The organism is Mesorhizobium sp. CNPSo 4671, from assembly GCF_057784245.1.
Window position 1 is genome coordinate 165,155 of record NZ_JBWLUW010000003.1, and the last position, 14,688, is coordinate 179,842.

Genomic DNA, 14,688 nt, shown 5'->3' on the forward strand with positions numbered 1-14,688 from the left:
CCCGGCGCGATCGCGACGATCGGCCGGCAATGAAAACCGAACCAGAGGACGTGACATGAGACTGATCAAGACACTTATGGCCGCCGCGACGGCGCTCGCCGTTACCGCCTTCGTGGCGCCGACCTTCGCCGCCGATGATCCGGGCCCGGCCGCCTATGCACAGGCGCTCAAGGGCAAGCGCGTCATGCTGGTACCGCTGGCGATGGGCTTCGACTTGGCGCAAGGCTGGGCGCACTATCTGAAGAAGGAGGTCGACGCCTGGGGCGGCACCTTCGAGACGCGCGATCCGAACTGGGTGGTCGATGCCGGCGCGCAGGCCATCACCGACGCCATTTCCTCCGACACCAGGCCCGACGTGCTGATCATCCACGCACCGGATCTCAACTCCTATTCCAAGCTGATGAAGAAGGCGCAGGCCGCCGGAACTTACGTGCTTTTGGTCGACAATCCCGCCAACTTCCCGGCCGACGCCTTTGTCGGCAGCGACTGGGACCGGCTCGGCCAGCTCGAGGCCGAAGCGGCGATCAAGGGCTGCGGTGAAAACTCGTCGAAGAAGATCGGCCTGGTGCAGGGCGACCAGGCGAACTCGTCCAGCCTCTATCAATATGCCGGCATCATGAAAGTGCTGGACAAGCATCCCGACTTCAAGGTGGTGGCCAAGCCCGACTCCAACTGGGATGCGACGACCTCGCGCAACGTAACGACGACGATGCTGCAGCAGAACCCGGACATCTGCTCGATCATCGATTTCTGGGATGGTGACGCCACCGGCGCATCGGCCGCTATCCGCGACGCCAAGCTCGACGGCAAGGTGTTCCTGGTCACCACCGGCGGCGGCGAGAAGGCGGCCGATTGCGACAAGCTGGCCGACGGCACCTATGGCGCGGTCGTCATGACAGAGCTAGCCCGCCAGTCGGGCGACATGAACGCCATCATCAAGTTCCTGCTGCAGAGCGGCCAGCCGGCCGGCACCTCGCACACCTACATCTACACGCTGGAGAAGGCGACGACCAAGGCCGACCTCAAGCCCGACAGCTGCTGGGACCTGAAGGCTCTGCAGGCCGAGGCGGCGGCGAAGTAGGCCCAATGGACAAATGAAAGCGTGGCGGCGGATATCCGCCGCCATAGCATTTTCGGCTCGACCACCAAACCGTGTGAGGCGGCATGCATATCACCACCGTTCTGGCTTTTGTGGCTGTGACATTTGTCGCTGTTGCGACTCCCGGTCCAGACGTGATCCTGGCGCTTGTCAACGGCTCGCGCTTCGGCATGCGTCGCGCCTTCGCTGGCATGGTCGGGGTGCTGGTTTCAGACCTGATCCTGATCGTTGCGGTTGCAGCTGGGCTGGGCGTGCTTCTCGCCGCCTCGGAATTCTGGTTCTCGGTGCTGAAATATGTCGGCGCTGCCTATTTGGCCTGGCTTGGCATCAAGATGCTCCGTTCCCGCGAGGCCCTGGCGTCCATGGCGCAACGGACGCAATCCGATCCGGAGCGGTCGGCGCTGGCGATCGGGCTGAGGAGCATGGTCGTCGCGATCACCAATCCGAAGGCCTATCTGTTTTTCTCGGCGTTGCTGCCGCAGTTTGTCGATCCGGCTCAGCCGCAGCTCCAGCAGTTTGCTGTCCTGACGCTGGCGTTTTCGGTTACCGAGCTGGCGATCATGGTCGGCTATGCGCTGGTTGGCGCGCGTGGAGTACGGCTCATCCGGTCCCGCTATGCGCACTGGCTGGAGCGGGTCTGCGGCGGGGCGCTGCTGGCTTCGGCTTTCTCGCTGGCGCTCGCCAGGCGCGGTTCGAATTGATCACCCTCGTGCATATCAAGGCGTTCTTCCATGTCCCTTCGTGAACGCCTCCAGTCATGGCGCTACAATCTCGTGCCCGACCATCTGGTCGGCGAGATCCTGACCAAACGCTGGACCGACAACGCCATTCCGTTCCTGGCGCTGGTGGTGACATTGGCGACTTTCGGCTCGGTCATTCCCGGCTTCTTCAAGCTGAACGCGCTGCAGGAATCGACCCGCCAGCTCGGCGAATTCTCCATGGTCGTCACCGGCATGACGGTGGTGATGCTGGGCGGCGGCATCGATCTGTCGGTCGGCTCGATCTTCGCGCTGTCCTGCTTCTCCGCCGTCTATGTCTTCTTCATCCTCGAACAGTCGATCTGGCTGGCGCTGGCCGCCTCGCTCGCCACCGGCCTGATCTTCGGCGCCATCAACGGTTACCTCGTCGGGTATCTGCGGCTGCGCGCCTTTCTCACCACGCTGGTCACCTTCATCTTCGGCCGGGCGCTGTTCGACATCCTCGTCACCACTTATGCAGCCGACGTGCAGCTTTCGACCGCCACTTCGGATGTGCTCGACTTCATCGGCGACAGCACCTTCTGGGGCCTGTCCGTCTCGGTCTGGCTCGCCATCATTCTTGCCATCGTCACCCATATCGCGCTGACGCGCTCGCGGCCCGGCTGGCATGTGCTGGCCGTCGGCGGCTCCCGGCGATCGGCGCACAATGCCGGCATCCGCGTGCGCCGTACCGTGTTCATGACCTATGTCTTCTCCGGCTTCTGCGCTTCGATCGGCGGCTTCCTCATCGCCTGCCGCCTGAGTGGCGCAGGGCCGGGTACCGGTCTCAACCTCGAGATCATGGCACTGACGGCAGCGGTGGTTGGTGGCGTCAGCCTCGGCGGCGGGCGCGGCTCGGTGATCAAGGGGCTGATGGGCGCCATCATCGTCTTGACCATGACCAACGGGCTGATCCGGCTGGGCTATGGCACCGGCACCAACCAGATGGTGCTCGGCATCATGCTGGCGGTGGCGGTGACCATCGACATCCGCTGGCTGAAGAACCGCCACAAGGTGCTGAACGAGGTCTATGTCGCGCCGGTCTACCTCAAGATGGGCGAGACACAGTCGGCGGTGCCGGGCTCCGGCACGCCTTACGCACTCGACAACCGGCTGTCGGCGGCCGACCATATCGGGCTCGGCGAACTGGAAGGACCCGAGGACGTCATCCTCGACCGCGACGACCATCTTTATTGCGGCACGCGCCATGGCGAGATCGTGCGCTTCTTCGCGCCGGATTATGTGAAATCGGAAGTGTTCGCCCACATCGGCGGCTTCCCGCTGGGTCTGGCCTTTGACAAATCGGGCAATCTGATCAGCTGCGTCGGCGCCATGGGGCTCTACTCCGTCTCGCCGGAGCGCGAGGTGAAGCGTCTGTCGGCGGAGACGTCGCGCTCCTGGACCTCGATCGTCGACGATGCGCGGCTGCGCGACCCCAATGACTGCGACATCGCGCCGGACGGGCGCATCTATTTCACGGATTCGACCAAGCGCTATGACGCCCACGATTGGGCGCTGGATTCGATCGAGAACCGCGCCACCGGCCGGCTGCTGGTCTACGATCCGAAGGACGGTTCGACCAAGACGCTGCTCGACGGCTACCGCTACACCAATGGCGTGTGCATTGCGCATGACGGCAAATCGCTGTTCTTCGCCGAAAGCTGGGCCTGCCGCGTGCATCGCTACTGGCTGGAAGGGCCGAAGGCCGGCACCGCCGAATGCGTTGTCCGCGACATGCCGGGCTATCCCGACAACATCAACCGGGCGTCGGACGGCAATTACTGGATGGCGTGGCTCGGCATGCGCACACCGAGCTTCGATCTCTCGCTGCGCCATCCCGACATGCGCAAGCGCATGACCCGCCGGCTGCCGCAGGACGAATGGCTGTTCCCCAACATCAACACCGGCGGCGTGGTGAAATTTACGGAGAAGGGCGGCATCGTCGAGGCGCTGGGCGACCTCACCGGCGACGCGCACCCGATGGTGACCTCGATGCGCGAACACAAGGGTTATCTCTTCGTCGGCGGCATCCTCAACAACCGCATCGGCCGCTACAAGATCTCGGGCGCCGACCAGAACTGGACCAGCCCGGCTTCCTATTGGGGAGCAAAGCCATGATCCTCGATCCGATCCTGGACATGTTTCGCGGCAAGGCGATGACCATCCCGCCGCTCGATGGCGCCTTTCGGCCCAACACGCGACTCGATGATGCGCCGGCATTTGCCGAGCTAACGGAACCGGACAATCTGGTTGCTTCGGGGGACGGGCTGCTCGCCTCGAGCGGCAACGCGGTCTATTCGCTTGCCGCCGGAGCCGAACCCCAAGTGATCGAGACCTTTCCGTCGCCGATCACGGCGTTGGCACTATCGCCGTCGGGCGAGCTGACGGTGGCGCTCGAAAGCGGCAAACTGCTGATGTCGGGCAAGGAGGTTTCGCTGCCGGCCGATGTCAGTTGCATCACCGCGCTCGCCTTTGCCGGGGACGGCACGCTGTGGTTGGCCAATGGTTCGGCCGAGCATGCGCCGTCGCAATGGGCCGCCGACCTGATGAAGAAGGGGGCGTCCGGTTCGCTTTGGAAACGGGACGCGACGGGCGGTGCGTTCCGCAAGGTATCAGGCGATCTGGCCTTTCCCTATGGGCTCCAACCCGTCGGCAGGGATGTGCTCGTCAGCGAAAGCTGGCGCCATCAACTCATCCGCTTCGATGGTGCGACCGGCAGCCGTTCGACGGTGCTGACGCATCTGCCCGGCTATCCCGCACGGCTTGCGCCGGCTGCCGATGGCGGCGCCTGGCTGGCGCTGTTTGCACCGCGCAACCGGCTGATCGAATTCGTGCTGCAGGAAACCCACTACCGGCAGGACATGATCGACCAGGTGCCGCCGGCCTACTGGATCGCGCCGGCGCTGGCCTCCAACCGCAGTTTCCTCGAGCCGCTGCAATGCGGCGGCATCCGCACCATGGGCATCCACAAGCCGTGGTCGCCGAGCCGGTCCTACGGATTGGTGGTCAGGCTCGACGCAAAGATGCAGCCACAGTTCAGCCTGCACAGCCGCGCCAACGGCACGCGTCACGGCATCTGCAGCGTCGCCGAAAAGGGCGGCCGGCTGCTCGTCGCTTCCAAGGGTGGCGACTGCGTGCTGACTGTCGACCTCGCTTCGGGAGGTTTTTGATGGAACTGATCGTTCGCCTCGAAAACGTCACCAAAAACTATCGCGGCGTGCCCGCGGTCAAGAATGTCAGCTTCGACCTGCGCAAGGGCGAGATCCACGCGCTGCTCGGTGAGAATGGCGCCGGCAAATCGACCCTGACCAAGATCATCGCCGGCGTGGTCGATGCCACATCCGGCAAGATGTTCCACAAGGGGCGCGAGATCGCCTACGCCTCGCCGCATGCGGCTCTCGAAGCCGGCATCGCCATGGTGTTCCAGGAAACCAGCCTGGTGCCGTCGATGACCGTGGCGCAGAACCTCTATCTCGGTACTGAAAAATTCCTCAACCGGCTGCGCGGCACGTATATTTCAGCACAGCAGTTCCTGCAGTCGCTGAATTTCCCGGTCGATCCGAACGCCATGGTGGCGACGCTGGGCGCGGCCAAGCGGCAGATGGTCGAGATCGCGCGCGCGGTGCACCACAATGCTGAGATCATCATCTTCGACGAGCCGACGGCGACGCTGACGCCGGAAGAAAAGCGCCACTTCTTCGCGCTGATCCGCCGGCTGAAGGCGAGCAGCGTCTCGATCGTCTTCATCAGCCATGCGCTGGAAGAGGCGCTTGCCATTGCCGACCGCATCACCATTTTGCGCGATGGCGAACTGGTGATCACCGACGACACGTCGGCCTTCGACCGCGACAAGATCGTTGCCGCCATGGTCGGGCGCACGCTGTCGGGGCAGATCTACCGCCAGCGCGACGAGGCGAAACTGCGCAAGGCCGGCAAGAAAGTGCTGTCGGTGCAGGACATTTCGATGAGCAATGTCGTGCGCAACAATTCCTTCTCGATCTTCGAGGGCCAGATCACCGGTGTGTTCGGGCTGATCGGTTCCGGCCGCACCGAGACCTTCAAGATCGTGTCGGGCATCTACAAGCGCGATTTTTTGCGTGGCGGGGCGATCGAGCTCGATGACAAGCCCGTACGCTATCTCGTGCCGAGCGAGGCGGTGGCCGACGGCATCGTCTACGTCACCGAGGACCGCAAGAGCGAAGGCATTTTCGAGACGATGGGCATTGCCGAGAACCTGTTCGGCGGGCTCTTGGCAGCTGGCCGCGAGAAGGCCTGGGTGATCAACCAGCAAGAGATGCGCACGCTGTTGGCCGAGTGGACGAAGACGCTGAACATCAAGGCGATCAACGACAATGCGCGCGTGGTCGAGCTTTCCGGCGGCAACCAGCAGAAGGTGGTGATCGGCAAGGGGCTGGTGCAGCAGCCGCGCATCGTCATCTTCGACGAGCCGACGCGCGGCGTCGATGTCGGCGCGATCGCCGAGATCCACCAGATCATCAACCGGCTTGCCGATGAGGGGTTGGCCGTGGTCGTCATCTCGTCCTATCTGCCGGAGATCATGAACCTGTCGGATCGGATTTTGGTCTGCCGGCAAGGGCGCATCGTCGAAGAATTCTCACCCGCGGAGGCGACGGAGGAGAAGATCATGTATGCCGCTGTGCATTAGGGTGCTGACTGGTGCGTGCGTCGACAATTGGCCGAGTTGTCGCTCCCTTCGTCATCCACGGGCGAAGCAAGGAGCCTAGCGACGCAGCGCAGACCCGAGGATCCATGCCGGGACTCAGGAGCGCCGCCACAGTGCAGAACTCTGCTCCGCTGCACTCTACGGCTAAGGTCGCGACATGGATCCCAGGGTCTCCGCGACGCCGCTTCGCGGCTGCTTCGCCCTAGGATGACGAAGGTGAGGGGGGCTCCGCAAACCTCCACGGTTCTGGTCCAATGCGCATGAAAGCTGAATCAGAAAAGCCGGTTAGCCATCTTTGCTCGCGACCTGATTCAACGACCTGATCCACCGCTTCAACGAAAGGACCACACCATGGCCACCACAAGACTCCTCAGCGATGCCGAGGTCGAACAAATCCCGGCGGTCAAGGCTGTGTTCGATGACATCAGGGCGACGCGCAAATCGGATTTCGTCAACAATTTCTGGCGCGGGCTGGCCAATGATCCGGCGTCGCTGAAGCGGGTGTGGGAACAGCTGAAAGTGGTGATGGTCGCAGACAGTGCCATCGATCCGTTGACCAAGGAGATGATCTATATCGCGGTGTCGACCGCCAATGGTTGCTCCTACTGCGTCCATTCGCATACGGCCGCCGCCCGCGCCAAGGGCATGACCGACGCGCAGCATGGCGAGCTGGTGTCGATCATCGGGCTCGCTGGCCAGACCAACCATCTGGTGACGGCGATGCAGATCCCGGTCGATCCGCAATTCGAGGTGAAATGAAGCATCGCATTACACCGGCCGATACACGCGATCCGCCGTGTTCCAGAAAATATCGGCCTCGGCTTCCGCGCCATGTTTCGCCACCGCATCGCGGTGCGCCTTGATCAGTTCGGCGTGGCTGGTCCAGAGCTTCTCGATCGGGAAGTTCGCGCCGAACATCAGGTGGTCCGAGCCCAGAATGTCGATCGCGTTGTCGACGATGAAGGCGATGAGCGTCGGGTCGTTGCGGTGGACGAAGGTGCCGAGACCGGACAGCTTGGCGTAGAGATTGGGCGCGGCTGAGAGCGTGCGCAGGCCGGCCTTCCAGGCCTCGGTGGTTTCCGGCTCCATGCCGGTCAGCATGCCGGCATGGGTGAGGATGAAATTGGTTTGCGGATTCTCGCCGACCAGCGCCAGCCCGTCCTTCATCTGGGCGGGGAAGAGCTGCAGGTCGAAGGACAGGCCATAGTCTTTCAACCTGGCGACATTGGCGCGCACCTTGGGGTCGATGACCTGATCCGCCGAGGCGGCGAAGCGAAAGGCCGGTGTTTCGTGCCAGTGGAGTTGCATGCGCACGCCGCGCAGCAGCTTGTATTTCATCAGCCTGTCGATCTGCGGCCTGACATCGTCGACCGTCATGTCGGCATAGCCGACGATGGCATGCGGCCAGCCGGTCTCGTCGGCGGTCTTCTGCAGGAAGGCGACTTCCTTCTCGAAATCCTCCTTCGCCCAGTTGGTCTGGACATAGACTGCCTTTTCGACGCCCGAGCCTTTCTGGTCTTCGAGGAACTCCCCGATCGGGTAGTCGCGGCGGATCGGCTCGTAGGGGCCGAAGATGCGCGGTACCATCGGCCCGACCAGCCAGGGTTGGTCCTGTTGGCGCCAGATATGGAAATGTGCGTCGATGGCTTTCTGCATCACGAAACCCTCTTCCAGATTGTCGCCGCCGCCGGAGCAGGGCGGGCCAGCGACAGGATGAAATCGGTGAGGCTGGTCACCGACGAGCCGTCGATGAGATCATCGAGGTAAGGCAGGATGGCGCGCAGTGCTGCCGTGGCTGGCCGGAAGCGCGGGTCGCCGGCCAAAGGTGTGGCCAGTGACAGCCGGAAGGCGCGGGCGCTCAGCCGGCGCATGGCTGTTTCCAGCTCGGCATGGTCGCCGCGTTCCAGCGCATCGGAGAGGATCACGACTGCCGCACCGCGCGCGAAGGCGGAAAAGCGCGGAACGGAGAGGAAGGCGAGCAGGGTCGGCCCCATGCGGGTGCCGCCGTCCCAGTCGTCGACCTGGGCCGCAGCGCGGGCCAGCGCCTGGTCGCGGTCATGGATGCGCAGGGCCGAGGTGATGCGGGTCAGCCGCGTGCCGAAGGTGAAGATCTCGGCGCGGTCGGCGCCTTGCACGGCGGCATGCGCCAGCTTGAGATAGTCCGCCGTGTGCAGCTTCATCGAGCCGGAGACGTCGATCAAGAGCAGCAGCTTGCGCGGCGCGGTCTGGCGGCGGCGCAGCAGCGGCCAGGGCACGTCGCCATCGGCGCTGACGATTTCGCGCAGCGAGCGGCGCAGGTCGAGCTTGCCGCGCGAATGCGTGCGCACCGTGCGGAAGGAGCGGCGGGCAGGCAGGGCGGATGATAGTTTGCGGCGGAAGGCGGTCAGCCTGTCGTCGTCGCGCTGGAAATCGCGTGTGCTCAACTGCTCCAGGGCCGAAGACAGCTCGCCGCCTTCCTGGCTGTGCTCGGCCTCGATCCGCTCGTCGTCGGCGCCACCATCATCCTTGATGCGGGTTTCCTCGTCGGCGTCGGCTTCGACCACGGCTGAAGTGTTGCCGTAGAAATGGCTCTGGAAATGCGCTTCGAATTCGTCGCGGCGATCGGGCGGGGGTGCCAATGTGGCAAGGGCGGCTTCATGGATGTCAGACATTGAACGTGGGCCGAGCAGTGATACGGCTTGCATGAAGCCGGAGACCTGGTCGGGCGCGATGGGGAAGCCATGGCGGCGCAGCAGGCGGGCGAAGCTAAGGAAGGGCGCGGCGGCGCGGGGCAGGCTTGTTTCCCGCATCATTCCGTGTCGCCCCCCTCTGTCCTGCCGGACATCTCCCCCTCAAGGGGGGAGATTGGCAGCTTTGACGCTTCGCCTGGTTCTGCGACGCTGGAGATTGGCGAAAGCCGAAATGACCGCTGATCTCCCCCCTTGAGGGGGAGATGTCCGGCAGGACAGAGAGGGGTGCTGCCCCGCCAGCGTTGCGAAATGAGGTCCCGGCTCACCCCATCGCCTCCTCGACGATCCGGCCGAGCTCGGGCGCGATGTAGGACAGGTCCTCCTCGTCCTTGATCAGCACGCCGATGGCGCGGCGGAAGGCTTCCGGCCACGGGCTGCCGCCTTTTTCGAGGATGGTTGCGGCATTGGCCCATTCGACGGCCTCGGCGATGCCGGGCGGCTTGGCCAGCGGGCGAGCGCGGATGGTCTGGAGGGCTGCCGCCACGGCGCGTGCGGTGGCCTCAGCGACATCGCCGGCGCGCAGCATGATGATGGCGGCTTCGCGCTCGGCGTCGGGGTAGCCGATCCAGTGGTAGACGCAGCGCCGGCGCAGCGCTTCGGCGAGTTCGCGCGTGCGGTTGGAGGTCAAGATGACGATCGGTTGTGCCTCGGCACGAATGGTGCCGCGCTCGGGGATGCTGATCTGGAAATCGGAGAGGAATTCCAAGAGCAGCGCCTCGAATTCATGGTCGGAACGGTCGATTTCGTCGACCAGCAGCACGCGTTGCTCCGGCGCCTTCAGCACCTGCAGGAGCGGGCGGGCGATCAGGAAACGGTCGTCATAGATGTCGATCTCGTGCTCGCCGGCATGGCGGATGGCGAGCAACTGGCGCTGGTAATTCCATTCATAGAGCGCATGTGCGGCATCGATACCTTCATAGCACTGCAGCCGCACCAGATCGCGGCCGAGCAGTTCGGCGATTGCCTTGGCCGCTTCGGTCTTGCCGACGCCCGGCGCGCCCTCGAGCAGCAGCGGCTTGCCCAGGCGGATCGCCAGGAAGATGGCGGTGGCCAGGCTGTCGTCGGCCAGATAGCGCGAGGCGGCGAGATGCTGCGCCACCGCCTCCGGCGAGGTCGCGACAGTCTCGGCGTTCACCTCGGGCATGTCAGTTCGCCGCTTGCGCCTTGAGCGCGCGCAGGATGCGCTCCGGCGTGATCGGCAGCGTGTCGATACGCACGCCGACAGCGTCGAAGACGGCGTTGGCGACCGCCGGGATCTGCGGATTGGCGCACATTTCGCCGGGGCCCTTGGCACCGTAGGGCCCATCCGCCGAGGGCCGCTCCAGCACGATGATTTCGGTTTGCGCGAGATCGCCCGGGCCTGGCATCAGGTACTGGTTGAAGTCGGTGCCGCCATGATCGCGGTTGGGGTAGTAGGGCTCTGTCGTCTCGTAGAGCGCGTGGCTGATGCCCATCCAGGAGCCGCCGACGAGCTGCTGTTCGACCATTTTCGGGTTCAGCGCCCGGCCGATCTCGAAGACGTTCTTCACGGTCAGCACGGTCACTTCGCCGGTCTCGTCGTCGACCTCGACTTCGGCCACGGTGCAGGCGTGCGCGTAGCAAGTCGAGGGCTTCATCGCGCCGGTCTCCTTTTCCGGATAGGAGCGCGGGATCAGGAACATGCCGCGTCCCGAGATCGAGCGGCCGCGCTTGAAATGCGCCGACAGCGCGACATCGAAGATCGAGATCGATTTCTGCGGCGCGCCCTTGACCAGAATGTTGCCTTGGCCGTCGGTCTCGAGGTCGGAGGCGTTGACCTCCAGTTCCTCGGCCGCCACTTCCAGCATCACCTGGCGTGCTTCCCTGGCGGCCTGGATGACGGCGTTGCCGGCGCGGTGGGTGCCGCGTGAGGCGAAGGTGCCCATGCAATGCGGGCCGGTATCGGTGTCGGCGGTGTCGACGACGACGCGGTCGGTGGGCACGCCGATCGTCTCGGCGCAGATCTGCGCCATGATCTGCTTCATGCCCTGGCCGAGATCGACCGAGGACAGCGTCACCATGAAATTGCCGGTCGGCGTCGAATGCACCAGCGCCTGGGTCGGGTCGCCGCCGAGATTCATGCCAGTGGGGTAGTTGATGGCGGCAACGCCGCGTCCACGCCGGATCGCCATATCAGGCTCCCTTCTTGTAGGAGGACATCGCCATGAATTTCTCCGCCACCGGCCAGTTGGCGGCGCGCGAGGCTTCCTGCATGCATTCGATCAGCGCGGCACCCTCGGTGGGCTGGCGATGCGCCTTCATGTCGCCGTCGCGATAGGCGTTGATGAAGCGGAATTCGAGCGGGTCCATGCCGATCAGCCGCGCCAGCTTGTCCATCTGCACCTCCAGCGCGAAATCGCCGATGGTGACGCCGAAACCGCGCATGGCCGACGACGGCGTGCGGTTGGTGTAGACGCAGTAGGTGTCGATCCAGACATTGGGAATGGTGTAGGGGCCTGGATAGTGCCCGGCGCCCTTCTGCGCGCCATAGGGCGAATGGCGCGAATAAGCGCCGGCATCGGTGTAGCCGGTAACCTTGCGCGCGATGATGCGGCCATCCTTCATCACGCCGTCCTTGATGACGACCTTTTCGGCGGCGCGGGGCGACGAGATCTGCATCTCCTCTTCGCGGCTGTAGATGAAGGACACCGGGCGGCCGGTGAGCTTGGCGCCGAGAATGGCGATCGGCTCGACGATAACGTCGACCTTGCCGCCAAAACCGCCGCCCACCGTGCCGCCGACGAAATGCAGCTTGCTGCCCGGCATCTGCAAGATGATCGAGGCGTTGTCGAGGGTGAAGAACATCGCTTGCGTGTTGGTGTAGCAGGTGAAGCGGTCGTTGCCCTCGGGCATCACCACGCAGCCGGTGGTCTCGGTCGGTGCATGCTCGATCGGCGAGGACTGGTAGCTCTGTTCGAGGATGTGGTCGGCGCCGGCAAAGCCCGCCTCGACATCGCCGAAGCGCACCTTGCGGCATTCGCCGCTGTCATAGAGATAATAGTTCTGGCCGTGATATTCATTGACCAGCGGCGCGCCGGGCTTCAGCGCCTCCTCCATGTCGAAGACGGCCGGCAGCACCTCGTAGTCGACCTTGACCTTGGCGGCGGCTTCCTGCGCGGCGCGTTCGGTCTCGGCCAGCACCGCCACCACGGCTTCGCCCTTCCAGCGCACCTTGCCGTCGGCCAGCACCGTCTCGTCCTCCGGTCCGATCTGGATCAGGATCAGGATGGTGTAGACATTATGCGGCACGTCCTTGGCGGTGAGCACCTTGACGACGCCCGGATGCTTCTCCGCCTGCGAGGTGTCTATCGAGCGGATGCGGGCATGGTGGTGCGGGCTGCGCACCATCTTCAGATGCAGCATGCCGGGAAAGGTGCGGTCGGCGAAAAAGGCTGTTTTGCCGGTGACATGGCCGGGCGAATCCGAGCGGGGCCGGGGCTGGCCGATCTCGTGCAGATCGTCCTTGCGGACATCGGCGAAGTAGTTTTTCCGCAGTTCCATGTTGCTTCCCCTCAGGCCGCGTGCTGCGAATTGGCGCGGGCGGCCGTCAGCACCGCCTGTATGATCGGCTCGTAGCCGGTGCAGCGGCAGATGTTGCCGGACAGCGCCTCGACCACCTCGTCGCGGCTGGGGTTGGGTGTGTGGTCGAGCAGCACCTTGGCGGCCATGATCATGCCCGGTGTGCAGAAGCCGCATTGCGTGGCGAAGGTGTCGAGGAAGGCGCGCTGCAGCGGATGCAGGACGCCACTTTCCGACAGTCCCGACGTCGTCGTGATTGTTGTCCCGTTGCACGTTTCAGCCAGCGTCAGGCAGGAGAGCCGGAGTTCGCCGTCGACGATGACCGAGCAGGCGCCGCAAGTGCCCTGGTGGCAGCCGCCTTTCGGCGAGGTGTCGCCGATCTTGTCGCGCAAGGCGTTGAGCAGCGTCGTGCCGCTGTCGATGAATTCGGCCTTTTCCGAGCCGTTGAGCGTGAATTGAACCGGGACCTTCGCCATGTTTCCTCCTTGCGCGCCTGCCCGACGGATCGGGCAGACGCGCGCCCCCCAACGGGTGATTTCAGCTCAGCAGCAGCCGGCCGAGATGGACCGGCAGGACTTCAGCGCGATACCAGGCGCTGGCGATCGGATCGGTGATCGGCGCGATGCCTTCGGTGGCGGCGGCCAGCGTCGCCGCGATGCCGTTCTGGTCAAGCGCCTTTCCCCTGAGCGCCTTTTCCGCCGCCCCGGCCCGTATCGGCCGGTCGGCCATGCAGCCGAGCGCGATCCGCGCCGAGGACACGGTGCCATCGGCAGCCTGTTCCAGAACGGCGGCGATGCTGAGCACCGAGACGCCCTTGGGCTTGACCCGCGACACTTTCAGGAAGCGGAAGCTGTCGGCCTTCGGCAGCGTGAAGCTGATTGACGTGACGATGGCACGGCTGCCGTCCCGCCCGGCCAGGAAGGTCCCGATCGGTGTCTCTCCGTCCTCGGTGCCGACCGTGGCGTCAAGCGCCAGCAAGGCCACGGCGAAATCGCCATACGGCGCCGGCGCGAACAGATTGCCACCGACGGTCGCCATGTTGCGGATTGCCGGGCCGCCGACGGCGCGCGCGGCCTTGGCGAGCGCGCCAAGATCCGGATGACGGGCGATTGCCGCCATCGTCACCGAGGCGCCGATGCGGACCTTGCCGCCGGCAACAGTGACAGCCGACAGGGTCGGGTCGGTCGACCTGACAAGGCCGGAGACCGAAACATCGCCTTCATTGGCCGCGCGGACCACGAGTGTACCCCCGCCGAGATAGCGCGTGCCCTGGGCTTTCAGTGCCGTGTTCGCGTCCTTCACCGTTGCAAAAGTCTGCAGTGCCAGCGCCATGGCCCGCTCCTTCATCTCTGACCGGCAAAATGGCTCTTCAGGGCATTGAAGCCACCCTGGAAGACGTTGGCGCCCATGCCGGCGGCGATCTTGTCGGCTTCCTCGGGTGCCGCATCGAAGCTGGCGGTCCATTCGGCATAGGTGCGGTCGCCATCGGTGACGCGGCGCAATTGCAGCGTCGCCTTGTGGTTGGTCAGCGGCTGCGGCGTTTCCAGGATGGAATAGCTGACGAGGAAATTGTCATCGGAGAAATCGAGCAGTTTTTCGCGCAGCCGCGCGCCGGTGATCAGCTCGAAATTGCGCACGCAGCCGATGGTTGCGGCGTCCTTGCCATCCTCGATATGGCTCTCGACCATGCGCGGATGCCAGCCCGGCAGGCCGTTGAAGTCGCGTATGCGCGCCCAGACTTTTTCGACCGGCGCGTCGATGACGCTGGAGATGGTGACTTTTGCCATAGGACGTTCCCTTGCGAATGCGACAGTCTGGCAAGGGTAGGGCGGTGGCACGAGCGACGCTTATCAATGCGTCTTGCGCGCGTATCAAGGAGTCTGAAAATACGGGCCCGGCAGG

14 protein-coding genes are annotated in these 14,688 nt (G+C 64.4%); 6 read left to right on the plus strand and 8 right to left on the minus strand.

Annotation, left to right across the window (positions count from 1 at the left end; genetic code table 11):
• The first annotated feature begins 55 nt into the window (after positions 1-55).
• The 6 genes from AC04SF_RS09030 (at position 56) to AC04SF_RS09055 (ending at position 7,279) form a co-directional block, all read left to right on the plus strand.
• On the plus strand, positions 56-1,081 hold the full coding sequence (locus tag AC04SF_RS09030; RefSeq protein ID WP_202353510.1) for a sugar ABC transporter substrate-binding protein: 1,026 nt from the start codon (positions 56-58) through the stop codon (positions 1,079-1,081).
• Positions 1,082-1,164: 83 nt separating this feature from the next.
• Entirely contained in the window at positions 1,165-1,800 is a 636-nt protein-coding gene (locus tag AC04SF_RS09035; protein ID WP_488477499.1) for a LysE family translocator, read from the plus strand.
• Between the two features lie 30 nt (positions 1,801-1,830).
• Positions 1,831-3,954, plus strand: coding sequence for an ABC transporter permease (locus AC04SF_RS09040; protein WP_488477500.1), 2,124 nt, complete (start codon positions 1,831-1,833; stop codon positions 3,952-3,954).
• A complete protein-coding gene (locus tag AC04SF_RS09045) occupies positions 3,951-5,006 on the plus strand; it encodes an SMP-30/gluconolactonase/LRE family protein (RefSeq protein WP_488477501.1) in 1,056 nt (351 codons plus the stop codon). Before AC04SF_RS09040 ends, AC04SF_RS09045 begins: the two co-directional genes overlap by 4 nt.
• Positions 5,006-6,502: a sugar ABC transporter ATP-binding protein gene (locus tag AC04SF_RS09050; protein ID WP_488477502.1), complete on the plus strand. Its 1,497-nt coding sequence runs from the start codon at positions 5,006-5,008 to the stop codon at positions 6,500-6,502. The genes AC04SF_RS09045 and AC04SF_RS09050 overlap by 1 nt, the downstream gene beginning before the upstream one ends.
• A gap of 369 nt (positions 6,503-6,871) precedes the next feature.
• Positions 6,872-7,279: a carboxymuconolactone decarboxylase family protein gene (locus AC04SF_RS09055; protein WP_488477503.1), complete on the plus strand. Its 408-nt coding sequence runs from the start codon at positions 6,872-6,874 to the stop codon at positions 7,277-7,279.
• 9 nt (positions 7,280-7,288) lie between these two features.
• Here AC04SF_RS09055 and AC04SF_RS09060 read toward each other — a convergent pair whose 3' ends face one another.
• The 8 genes from AC04SF_RS09060 to AC04SF_RS09095 all read right to left on the minus strand — a co-directional run bounded on the left by AC04SF_RS09060 (position 7,289) and on the right by AC04SF_RS09095 (position 14,573).
• A complete protein-coding gene (locus AC04SF_RS09060; protein WP_488477504.1) occupies positions 7,289-8,176 on the minus strand; it encodes an amidohydrolase family protein in 888 nt (295 codons plus the stop codon).
• Positions 8,176-9,312 carry a vWA domain-containing protein gene (locus tag AC04SF_RS09065; protein ID WP_488477505.1) on the minus strand — a complete coding sequence of 379 codons (1,137 nt, stop codon included), beginning with the start codon at positions 9,310-9,312 and terminating at the stop codon, positions 8,176-8,178. The genes AC04SF_RS09060 and AC04SF_RS09065 overlap by 1 nt, the downstream gene beginning before the upstream one ends.
• A 199-nt stretch (positions 9,313-9,511) precedes the next feature.
• Complete coding sequence (locus AC04SF_RS09070) at positions 9,512-10,393, minus strand: AAA family ATPase (RefSeq protein WP_488477506.1); 882 nt, start codon at positions 10,391-10,393, stop codon at positions 9,512-9,514.
• Between the two features lies 1 nt (position 10,394).
• Positions 10,395-11,399, minus strand: a complete 1,005-nt coding sequence (locus AC04SF_RS09075) for a xanthine dehydrogenase family protein molybdopterin-binding subunit (protein ID WP_010910368.1) — start codon at positions 11,397-11,399, stop codon at positions 10,395-10,397.
• 1 nt (position 11,400) lies between these two features.
• On the minus strand, positions 11,401-12,768 hold the full coding sequence (locus tag AC04SF_RS09080) for a xanthine dehydrogenase family protein molybdopterin-binding subunit (RefSeq protein ID WP_488477507.1): 1,368 nt from the start codon (positions 12,766-12,768) through the stop codon (positions 11,401-11,403).
• A gap of 11 nt (positions 12,769-12,779) precedes the next feature.
• Positions 12,780-13,262 (minus strand): (2Fe-2S)-binding protein, encoded by a 483-nt coding sequence (locus AC04SF_RS09085; RefSeq protein WP_488477508.1) that lies wholly within the window; start codon positions 13,260-13,262, stop codon positions 12,780-12,782.
• 61 nt (positions 13,263-13,323) lie between these two features.
• Positions 13,324-14,118, minus strand: a complete 795-nt coding sequence (locus tag AC04SF_RS09090; protein WP_488477509.1) for an FAD binding domain-containing protein — start codon at positions 14,116-14,118, stop codon at positions 13,324-13,326.
• Between the two features lie 11 nt (positions 14,119-14,129).
• Positions 14,130-14,573, minus strand: a complete 444-nt coding sequence (locus AC04SF_RS09095; RefSeq protein WP_488477510.1) for an SRPBCC family protein — start codon at positions 14,571-14,573, stop codon at positions 14,130-14,132.
• Between the last annotated feature and the right edge of the window lie 115 nt (positions 14,574-14,688).